This window comes from Saccharopolyspora sp. NPDC002376 (genome assembly GCF_053593195.1).
On the sequence record NZ_JBSFBZ010000029.1, the window covers coordinates 83,897 to 93,831 of the forward strand.

Below are 9,935 nucleotides of genomic sequence, written 5' to 3' on the forward strand. Positions count from 1 at the left end.
CAAGCCGTCCCCTGGCTGGATTTCTGCACTGGCAGGACGGCTGGATCCGTCGCTCCCACGGAATTCCAGCCTAACGCACGTCAGCCGAGCCGCACACCGTGACCCCCACTGCTGATCCAGTGCCGGAGGTCCTGGTCAACCGCCATCCGGGCGGATGATCTCCGATCCACTCAGCCGCGCGTGCTCGGCACCGGCCCTTGTGCGCTGCTCGCCACTCCGTAGTGGCCCGCCTGCCGGTCGGCCTGCTCGCGCAGTGCCATCACGACCGCCACCCGGCCCGAGGCGCTGTCGGCGTTGTCCACGGTGGACAGGTTCGATGCGATCGCCGGGTCGGCCCGCACCACGCCGACCGGCCCGGTGCCGTCGGCCGATCCGAGCTCACCGGCCAGCACCGCGCCCTGCCCGGCGCGGTCGATCTGGGTGGCGAACCGGGCCAGCGTCGCCGCCTTGTCCCCGGCGCTGTCGCCCTCGGTGCGACCACCGGTCAGCACCACCGCCAGCTGCGCGGGCCGCAACCCCGGCGATGCCGTGGCGAAGCCGCCGTCGGCCAGCCCGGAGAACGCTGCCGCCCGCTCCGGGTCACCGGTCTGCGGCTGCCCGGTCTGCGGGTTGAGCAGGGACAGCGGACCGATCAGGCCGCCGGCCAGGGTGCCCGGGTCGGCCGCCGTGGGCAGCTGAACCCCGGCGGGCAGCAGCTCGGCGACCACGCTGCGCAGCTGGTCGGCCCGGTCCGGGTCGGCGAACCCCTCGCCCAGGCGCACGTCGCCGGTCAGGTCCGCGCCCGCGTCGCGCAGCAGCCGCGACACCGCCTCCCGCTGCCGGTCGGGCACGTCCGCCGAGCTGATGAGCACGACGCTGCGCTGCGCCAGCTGCCCCTGCACGGCCATCGGCCCCACCGCGAAGTTGAACTGCTCGGAGGACGCGACCTGCGCCTTGAGGTCGGTGCGCTCGGCGTTGAGCTGCTGGACCTGCTCCTGCAACGAGTCCCGCTCGTTGCCGACCCCGGCCAGCAGCCGGTCGCTCATCGAGGTAGAACCGAGCACCACACCGACCGCCAGCGCGAGGAAGACCGCGGCGATCGACACGATGTGATACCGCATCGAGATCACGTGAAAAGCCCCTTGAAGTATGCCGCCACCTGGCCGCCGGTGTCGGCGACCACGTTCATGAATGCGGTGCCCAGACCGGAGACCAGCAGCGCCACGACTGCCACCAGCAGCACTGCGACGATCATCAGCACGACGGCGCTGGTCGGCGTCCGGCTGCGCCGCAGGGTGGCCACCGCCCGACCGTCGATGATCTTGCTGCCGATCCGCAGCCGGGTCAGGAAGGTCGACGGGTTGGAACCGGAGCGTCCGCTGTCCAGGAACTCGCCCAGCGTCGCGTGGAAGCCGACCGTGACCACCAGGCTCGCCTTGTGCGCGTCGGCCAGCAGCAGCGCCAGGTCCTCCGGGTTGCCGGAGGCCGGGAACGTCACCGCGCCGATGCCGAGGTCCTGGATGCGCTCCAGCCCGGGCGCGTGCCCGTCCAAGTGGGCGGGGATCACCAGTTCGGCACCGCACTTGAGGGTGTCGGTGCTGATGTTGTCTGGATCGCCCACAATGATGTCCGGCTTGTGCCCGGCCTCGCGCAGCACGTCCGCCCCGGACTCAACGCCGATCAGCACCGGCCGGTACTCGCGGATGTACTTGCGCAGCCGCTTGAGGTCGTCGGCGTGGCCGTAGCCCGGCGCCAGCACGAGGACCTGCCGGCCCTCCAGCGACATGCTCAGCTCCGGCACGCCGATGCCGTCCAAGATGAGCGTCCGCTCCCGGCGCAGGAACTCGATGGTGTTCGCGGAGAACGCCTCCAGCTGCGCCGACATCCCGGCCTTGGCCTCGATGAGCAGATCGGCGACCGAGTCGGCGTCCTGCGCCGTCCCACGGCCGACCTCCCGCTCGCCGACGAACACCCCGCCCTCGTGCAGCCGGATCTTCGTGCCGTCCTTGATCCGGTGCGCGAGCTCGGCACCGACGCCGTCGACCAGCACGATCCCGGCCGACAGCAGCACCTCGGGCCCGAGGTTCGGGTAACGCCCGGAGATCGACGGCACGGCGTTGACCACCCCGACCACACCGGCCGAGACCAGCGCTTCCGCCGTGCGCCGGTCCAGGTCGGCGTGGTCGATCACCGCGATGTCGCCGGTGCGCACCCGGCGCAGCACGTCGTCCGAGCGGCGCTCGATCCGGGCGACCCCGACCAGGCCGGGCAGGTTGCCCTGCTGGCGAGCAAGCAGACCGCTGAGTTTCATGCACCGATGGTGACAAATCGATCACCTGATGTCGGTCCGCCACGCCGAGACCCCTGGTCCGCATGGAGCAGAAAATGTTCGGCCAAATAGCGCAGCGGGAAATGCGGTCGGTTTTCCGCCTACTTCGCGCTCTCCGCCTTCTTCTTGACCGGCTTCTTCCGCCGGAAGCGCTCCTGGGCCAACTTGTACGCGGTGGCGGTGTTCAGCAGCTCCTCGGCGTGCGCACGACCGGTCTCGGTGGAGTCCATCCCGGCCAGCATCCGCGCCAGCTCGACCACCCGCCGCTCGTCGGCCACCACCCGCACGTCGCTGCGGGTCAGACCGCCGTCGGCACTTCCCTTGTCCACCACCAGGTGCCGGTCGGCGTAAGCGGCGACCTGCGGCAGGTGCGTGACGACCACGACCTGGTGGGTGCGCGCCAACCGGGCCAACCGCCGCCCGATCTCCACCGCCGCGCGTCCGCCGACCCCGGCGTCGACCTCGTCGAAGACCAGTGTGGGCACGGTGTCGGCGTCGGCCAGCACGACCTCCAGCGCCAGCATCACCCGCGACAGCTCACCACCAGAAGCGCCCTTGTGAATCGGCAGCGCCGGCGCGCCGGAGTGCGCGATCAGCTGGAGTTCGACCTCGTCCACGCCCTCCGGTCCCGCGTGCACGCTCTTGCCCTGCACCTGCAGCGCGTTCGGATCGCCGGCCTCGGCCGACTTCGGCTGCACCACGACCTCGAGCCGCGCCTGCGCCATGGCCAAGCCGTCCAGCTCCTCGGACACCGCAGCCGAGAGCCCGACCGCGGCCTCCTGCCGCGCTTCGGTGAGCTCGACGGCGAACTCGGCCAGGTCGACGGCGAGTTCGTCGCGGCGCGCGGCCAACGCGGCCAGCGCTTCCTCGGAAGTGTCCATTCCGGACAGTCGGGTGCGGGCGTCCTCCGCCCACTCCAGCACACCGTCTACGTCCGCCGCGTACTTCTTCGTCAGCTGCTTGAGCTCGGACTGCCGCGCCAGCACCTGCTCCAGGCGCGCCGGATCGGCGTCCAGTCGGTCCAGGTAGCTGCCGAGCTCACCGCCGACGTCCGCGAGCACCGCCACGGCTTCGCCCACCCGCGACTCAAGCTCGCGCAGCGCGGGATCCTCAGCAGCGGACAAGCGCCGCCGCGCCTCCCCGATCAACCCGATCGCACCGGGCGCGTCCGGATCACCATCCGCCGCACCGGTCAGCGCCAGCTGGGCACCCGCGGCGGTCTCCCGCAGCTGGTCCACATCGGCCAACCGCCGAGCCTCGTCCACCAAGGCGACGTCCTCGCCCGGCTCCGGTGCGACCGCCTCGATCTCACCCAGCCCGTGCCGCAGCAGGTCCGCTTCCCGCGCCAGTTCCCGGGATCGCTCGGTGCGTTCGGTCAGCTCCCGCACCGCTTCCGCCCAATCGGCGCGCACCCGCTGGTAATTCGCGAGCACCTGCAGCACCGGTTCCCCGGCGAAGCGGTCGAGCACCGCGCGCTGCTCGCCGGGCCGCAGCAACCGCAGCTGGTCGTTCTGCCCGTGCACCGCCAGCACCTGCTCGGCCAGCTCGGACAGCAAGGCGTTCGGAACCGAGCGTCCCCCGAGGTGGGCGCGGGAACGACCATCGGCGGCGACCGTGCGGACGGCGATCAAGCTTCCGTCGTCATCGGGTTCGGCCCCGGCGTCGGAAGCGACCTTCGCCGCTGGTGAGTCGGTCGTGGTCTGGAACCGGCCCTCCACGACAGCACGCCGCGCACCGGAGCGGACCCGGGAGGCATCGGCTCGACCGCCGCCGAGCAGGTGCAGCCCGGTGACCACCATCGTCTTGCCGGCCCCGGTCTCACCGGTGACCACGGTCAACCCCTGGTGCAGTGCGAGCGTGGCGTCGTCGATGACGCCCAGTCCCTGGATGCGCATCTCCGCCAACACATCAAGCACCCTACTGGCACGCTCGGACCGACGATGCCCCGCTGGGAATAACGAAATGCCCAACTCGTCCCAGCGCAGGCCAGCCCGGCCAGTTGAGCCCAGGACGGTTCAGCGCGAGGCCGGTCCCCGCCAACCCTGCACCGGCAGCTCGAACTTGTGCACCAGGCGATCGGTGAAAGCGGTGTCGTGCAGCCGCACTAGGCGCAGCGGGCTGCTCCCCGCCACGACCTCGACCCGCGCCCCCGGCGGCAGGTCGAAGTGCCGCTGCCCGTCGCAGCTGAGCACCGCGTGGTGGCCGTGCTGGTCGATCTCCACCGCCACCAGCGACTCCCGCGACACCACCAGCGGCCGGGCGAACAGCGCGTGCGCGTTGCTCGGCACGACCAGCAGCGCCTGAACCTCCGGCCACACCACCGGTCCCCCGGCGGAGAACGCGTACGCCGTGGATCCGGTCGGCGTCGAGCACAGCACCCCGTCGCAGCCGAACGCCGACACCGGGTGGCCGTCGACCTCCACGACGACGTCGAGGATCCGCTCCCGGCTGCTCTTCTCCACGCTGGCCTCGTTGAGCGCCCAGGTGTGGGCCAGGACCTGGCCGTCCAGCTTCGCGGTGACCTCGACCGTCATCCGCTCCTCGACGTGGTACCGGCCCTCGACCACAGCGGTCAACGCCTCGTCCAGCGCATCGGAATCAGCACCGGCCAGGAATCCGACCCGGCCCAGGTTCACGCCGAACACCGGAACATCGGCCATCCGCGCCAACTCCGCCGCGCGCAGCAAGGTGCCGTCGCCACCGAGCACCAGCACCAGCTCGGTACCCGCAGCCGCCTCCGGCCCGGGCGCCACGACCCTGCTGTAGCAGTCGGCGCTGAGCTCAGGCGCTTCCTCCGCCAGCGCTCGCACCCGCAGTCCGGCGCCGATCAGCTGCCCGGCGACCTTCTCGGCGGTGCGCAAGTTGTGCTGCCTGCCGGTGTGCACCACCAGCAGCACCTCTCGGGTCAACTCCCACTCCTTCACCGGTGCGAGTTCTTCACCGCGGTCTGCGGTCCCTGCCGAACTGCTTCAGCGATCAGCGCTTCCGCGGCCTCCACGTCAGTCTTCTCCCCCGGCCGCAACCACAGGAAGTACTCGACGTTGCCGGACGGACCCGGCAGCGGACTGGCGACCACACCGCGCAGCCCCAGACCGTTCTCAGCGGCGACCTGCACGACCTCCAGCACCGCTTCGGCCCGCAGCTCCGGATCGCGCACGACCCCGCCCGAGCCCAGCCGCTGCTTGCCGACCTCGAACTGCGGCTTGACCATCGGCACCAGATCGGCGTCCGCGGTCGCACAAGCCGCCAGCGCCGGGAGCACCAGCTTCAACGAGATGAACGACAGGTCGGCCACCACCAAGTCGACCGGCCCGCCGATGAGCTCCGGGGTGAGCGAGCGGACGTTGGTGCGGTCGTGGATGTGCACCCGCTCGTCGGTCTGCAACTTCCAGACCAGCTGGCCGTAACCGACGTCGGCGGCCACCACCTCGCGCGCCTCGCGCCGCAGCAGCACATCGGTGAACCCACCGGTCGATGCGCCCGCATCCAAGCACCGCCGCCCGGCGACGGTCAGCCCCTCGGGCTCGAAAGCTTCCAGCGCACCCAACAGCTTGTGCGCGCCGCGCGACGCCCAACCCGGGTCGTCCTTGTCCTCGGTGACCACCACCGGCGCGTCGGTCTCAACAGCGGTGGCGGACTTGCGCGCCACCATCCCACGCACGGTCACCCGACCCGCGTCGACGAGTTCGGAGGCGTGCTCGCGGGACCGCGCCAGCCCGCGTCGAACCAGTTCGGCATCCAACCGCGCCCTGCGTGGCACTGCGTCAGCTCCTGTGTGCAGTCGTTCCGGAGAGGAGGTGGTCGGCCTTCGACAGGGCCTCGGTGAGCGCGGCGTGCACCGCCTCGAAGCGTTCGACGTGCTCGGCGACGGGCGTCTCCGACACCTCGTCGAGCGCGGCGACCGCCGTCCCGATGGCGTCGATCGCCGACTGGCCGTCGTCGGACGAGCGCGCCAGCATCGCGGGATTCGGCATCTGCCCCGGAGAGGTCATCCGCTCCTGCTCCCCTCGATCACGCCGCGACCGCTGTGCGGCGACGTCCCCACGCTATCCGAACGCCCCGACAGAGACACGCGACGTCCACCGCTCAGGCCAAGCCCAGCTCTCGCAAGGCGGCCTTCGCGTGCTCGTCCGCGCCGCGCACCGCCACTGGACCGGAGGAAGCGGCCCACCACGTCGAGCACAGCGCCCGCAACGCGACGAGGGCATCGGGCTGCTGACCGGATCCAGCCAGCTCCAGCCCGTCGTCGTCGACCCGGACCTGCCACCCGTCCTGCGCCGAGATCGCTACCTCAGCGGGGTCCTGCAACAGCCCGTGCAGATCGGCGGCGACGTAGTCGGGACGCATCTCCGGCGAAGTGCCGAGCAGATCCGCCGGGGTGTTGACCCCGGTCAGGACCATCAGCGATGGCATTCCGGCGTTGACCGCGCCCGCGATGTCGGTGTCCAACCGGTCGCCGACCATCAGTGGCGACTCCGCTTGCGCCGACGAGACAGCGCGATCCAGCAGCGGGCGCTCCGGCTTGCCGGCCACCAGCGGCTCCTGGTCGGTCGCCGCGCACAGCAGCGCGACCAGCGAACCGTTGCCCGGCGTCAGACCGCGTTCGGTCGGCAGCGTCCGGTCACCGTTGCTCGCGACCCACAGCGCCCCGGCCCGGATCGCCAAGCAGGCCTCCGCGAGGTCCCGGTAGGCGATGTCGGTGGACAGCCCCTGCACCACCGCGACCGGATCGTCGGCGAAGTCCGACACCGGCACCAGACCAGCGTTGTCCACTTCGGACACCAATGCGGCGGAACCGACCACCAGCACCCGCGAACCAGCGGGCAACTTCTCGGCCAGCACCGCGGCACCGGCCTGGGCGCTGGTGCTCACCTCGGCCCGCTCCGCGGGCAGTCCGAGACCGGTGAGGTGATCGGCGACCGCCTGGTCCGGCTTGGACGCGTTGTTGGTGACGTAGCGGACCGCGACACCGCGGCGGTGCACTTCCCGAACTGCCTCAAGGGCACCGGGAACCAGTTCACCGCCGCGGTAAACCGTGCCGTCCAGGTCGAACAGCACGACGTCGTGGCCGTCGAGCAGCGTCCCGCTCACTGCGCTCGCGCGCCCTCTTCGGCGTCCTTCTTGGGTTCAACGGCGTCAGTCTTGTCAGCTGCCGACTCGTCCGTGTTCTCCCCGTCCTCGTCCGAGGTTTCGCCGTCCGAGGTGTCCTCGTCGGCACTGTCGTCTTCGGACTCGTCCGCGTCGTCGAACTCGTCGTCGTCCGCGTCGGAGATCCCGGCCGCGGCCTCGGCCTCGGTCACGAGCTCCTCGACCACGTCGGGGCCGCCGATCTTCTCGGCCAGCTCCTCCAGGCGCTCCGGAGCGTCGGTCTCCTCGTCGTCATCGGCGTGCGCCGCGTGCACGAACCAGGTGAAGGCGTCGCGCTCACGGCCGGCCGCCAACAGGTTGTCGGCGTAGGCGTAGAACAGCCGCGCGCTCCACGGGTCCTGCCGCTGCGGGTCGAGCTCAGCGGTCTGCAGGCTCACGATGGAGGCCTCGACCTCACCGAGGTCGCGACGCGCGCCGGCGGCCACGATGCGCAGCTCGACGGCGTCCTCCTGCTCGAGCTGAGTCGCCTCCTGGCTGCGGGCGAGCTCGACCGCGCGCTCGGGGCGGCCCAGCGCACGCTCGCAGTCCGCCATCATCGCGAGGTGGCCGGGGCCACCCGCCATGCGACGAGCCGCGCGCAGCTCGGACAGCGCCTCGCTCCACTCACCCGCCAGGTACGCGGCGAGGCCGTTGGCCTCGCGCACCGACGCAAGTCGGGAAGCCTTCAGCCGGGCGTAGCGGGCGTGCTCGAGCGCCTTCTCCGCGTCCGTGTCGACCAGCTGACCGGCCGCGATGAGGTGCAGCGCGACCAAGTCCGCCAGGCCCTTGGGCACCGAGAGCAGCTCGCGACGCACCTCGGGGTCGAGGTCCTTGGGGTCCAGCCCCTCGGGCAGCTCCGGCGCAGCCTTCTTCGCCTCAGCAGCCTCGTCCACCTGCTGCTCGGAGTCCTCCCGGACCTCACCGCGCTCCCGGTCATCATGACGCGGCCGGTCATCACGTCGGTCGTCCCGGCCCGGCCGGTCATCACGCCGGTCGTCCCGGCGCGGCCGGTCATCACGTCGGTTGTCGCGCCGGTCGAAGCGGTCCCCGTCCCGGCGGGGACGGTCGTCGCGCCGGTTGTCCCGGCGGTCGTCGCGGCTGCGGTCGTCGCGACGCGGGCGGTCCTTGAAGTCCCGGTCGTCCCGGCGCGGCCGGTCACCGAAGTCACGGTCATCGCGGCGCGGCCGGTCGTCACGACGGGGCCGGTCGTTGAAGCCGCGGTCATCGCGCCGTCCGTAACCACCACGCCGGTCGTTGTCCTTGCGGAAACCGCCACGGTCGTCGCGACGGAAGTCGCGCCCGCCCCGGTCATCGCGGCGGTCCCTGTTGTCCCGGTTGTCTCGCTGGAAGTCCCGGCGGTCCCGGTTGTCACCGCGGTCGCGGTTGTCGCGTCGGAAGTCCCCGCGATCCCCACGGTCGTCACGGCGGAAGTCCTTGCGATCGCGGTCATCACGCCGGAAGCCACCGCGGTCCTCGCGGCCCTTGTTGAAGCCCCCGCGGTCATCGCGGCGGAAACCGCCACGGTCATCGCGCCGGTCGTCACGGCGGAAGTCCTTGCGGTCCCGGTCGTCACGGCGGAAGCCACCGCGGTCCTCGCGGCCCTTGTTGAAGCCCCCGCGATCGTCCCGGCGGAAACCGCCACGGTCGTTGTCCTTGCGGAAACCGCCACGGTCGTCGCGACGGAAGTCGCGCCCGCCCCGGTCATCGCGGCGGTCCCTGTTGTCCCGGTTGTCTCGCTGGAAGTCCCGGCGGTCCCGGTTGTCACCGCGGTCGCGGTTGTCGCGTCGGAAGTCCCCGCGATCCCCACGGTCGTCACGGCGGAAGTCCTTGCGATCGCGGTCATCACGCCGGAAGCCACCGCGGTCCTCGCGGCCCTTGTTGAAGCCCCCACGGTCATCCCGGCGGAAACCACCACGGTCATCGCGCCGGTCGTTGTCCCGCCGGTCGTTGTCCCGGCGGAAACCACCGCGGCGGTCCTGGCCGCCCTGGTCGCGGCCACCGAAGTCGTCCCGACCCCGGCGGTCGTCGCGGTAGCCGCCACGGCCGCGGTCATCGCGGTCGTTGCGGAAGCCTCCGCGGTCGTCCCGGGAGTCGAAGCGGCGCGGACCGCCCTGCGAACCCCGGCGCTCGAAACTTCCACGACCCCCCTGGCCGCTTCGGCCGGCACCGGCCCCGCGGCGGAAGTCGCCGCGCTTGTCGTCGGAACCGGACACCGAACCTCCTGAAGCAGAAATACTGAAGTCCCCACCAGCGTAGACCCACCTTCTGGTGGGCTGTGGCGGGCCGCCTCCCGAATGCGAGCGGGGGCAACTCTCGGTCATGATCCAGCGTGAACCTGGTCATGAAAAACAAAGGGGGCCGACCGGAGATCCGTCCCGCAAGGACGGGTCCGGTCGGCCCCTCTAAATAGTGTGTCGGCGGTGTCTTACTCTCCCACACCCTGTCGAGTGCAGTACCATCAGCGCTGGGGAGCTTAGCTACCGGGTTCGGAATGGGACCG

General features: G+C 71.3%; 9 protein-coding genes and 1 rRNA gene. 1 reads left to right on the forward strand and 9 read right to left on the reverse strand.

What is annotated here, in order from left to right:
• Positions 1 to 170: 170 nt before the first annotated feature.
• The 8 genes from ACWCO2_RS20410 to ACWCO2_RS20445 all read right to left on the reverse strand — a co-directional run bounded on the left by ACWCO2_RS20410 (position 171) and on the right by ACWCO2_RS20445 (position 8,328).
• A complete protein-coding gene (locus ACWCO2_RS20410) occupies positions 171 to 1,109 on the reverse strand; it encodes a copper transporter (protein WP_450129321.1) in 939 nt (312 codons plus the stop codon).
• Positions 1,106 to 2,290, reverse strand: a complete 1,185-nt coding sequence (gene steA, locus ACWCO2_RS20415) for a putative cytokinetic ring protein SteA (RefSeq protein WP_450129322.1) — start codon at positions 2,288 to 2,290, stop codon at positions 1,106 to 1,108. The genes ACWCO2_RS20410 and steA overlap by 4 nt, the downstream gene beginning before the upstream one ends.
• A 119-nt stretch (positions 2,291 to 2,409) precedes the next feature.
• Positions 2,410 to 4,215, reverse strand: coding sequence for a DNA repair protein RecN (recN, locus tag ACWCO2_RS20420; protein ID WP_450129323.1), 1,806 nt, complete (start codon positions 4,213 to 4,215; stop codon positions 2,410 to 2,412).
• Between the two features lie 108 nt (positions 4,216 to 4,323).
• On the reverse strand, positions 4,324 to 5,217 hold the full coding sequence (locus ACWCO2_RS20425) for an NAD kinase (RefSeq protein WP_450129324.1): 894 nt from the start codon (positions 5,215 to 5,217) through the stop codon (positions 4,324 to 4,326).
• Between the two features lie 11 nt (positions 5,218 to 5,228).
• The gene (locus ACWCO2_RS20430; RefSeq protein WP_450129325.1) at positions 5,229 to 6,068 is read right to left on the reverse strand and encodes a TlyA family RNA methyltransferase; all 840 of its coding nucleotides are present in this window, start codon (positions 6,066 to 6,068) and stop codon (positions 5,229 to 5,231) included.
• A gap of 4 nt (positions 6,069 to 6,072) precedes the next feature.
• Positions 6,073 to 6,300, reverse strand: a complete 228-nt coding sequence (locus ACWCO2_RS20435) for a hypothetical protein (RefSeq protein ID WP_450129326.1) — start codon at positions 6,298 to 6,300, stop codon at positions 6,073 to 6,075.
• Positions 6,301 to 6,394: 94 nt separating this feature from the next.
• Positions 6,395 to 7,399 (reverse strand): HAD-IIA family hydrolase, encoded by a 1,005-nt coding sequence (locus ACWCO2_RS20440; RefSeq protein ID WP_450129327.1) that lies wholly within the window; start codon positions 7,397 to 7,399, stop codon positions 6,395 to 6,397.
• Positions 7,396 to 8,328 carry a hypothetical protein gene (locus ACWCO2_RS20445; protein ID WP_450129328.1) on the reverse strand — a complete coding sequence of 311 codons (933 nt, stop codon included), beginning with the start codon at positions 8,326 to 8,328 and terminating at the stop codon, positions 7,396 to 7,398. The genes ACWCO2_RS20440 and ACWCO2_RS20445 overlap by 4 nt, the downstream gene beginning before the upstream one ends.
• 45 nt (positions 8,329 to 8,373) lie before the next feature.
• Between ACWCO2_RS20445 and ACWCO2_RS20450 the strand changes: the two genes are divergently transcribed.
• Positions 8,374 to 9,660 carry a hypothetical protein gene (locus ACWCO2_RS20450; protein ID WP_450129329.1) on the forward strand — a complete coding sequence of 429 codons (1,287 nt, stop codon included), beginning with the start codon at positions 8,374 to 8,376 and terminating at the stop codon, positions 9,658 to 9,660.
• Positions 9,661 to 9,847: 187 nt separating this feature from the next.
• On the opposite strand, the gene rrf is transcribed toward ACWCO2_RS20450, so the two are convergent.
• A 5S ribosomal RNA gene (rrf, locus tag ACWCO2_RS20455) occupies positions 9,848 to 9,935 on the reverse strand; the annotation flags it as partial.

What these genes read in the sequence shown, in the direction of transcription:
- steA (WP_450129322.1), bottom strand. Translation starts at nt 2,290, where the DNA reads ATGAAACTCAGCGGTCTGCTTGCTCGCCAGCAGGGCAACCTGCCCGGC.
- ACWCO2_RS20435 (WP_450129326.1), bottom strand. Translation starts at nt 6,300, where the DNA reads ATGACCTCTCCGGGGCAGATGCCGAATCCCGCGATGCTGGCGCGCTCG.
- ACWCO2_RS20450 (WP_450129329.1), top strand. Translation starts at nt 8,374, where the DNA reads ATGACGCGGCCGGTCATCACGTCGGTCGTCCCGGCCCGGCCGGTCATC.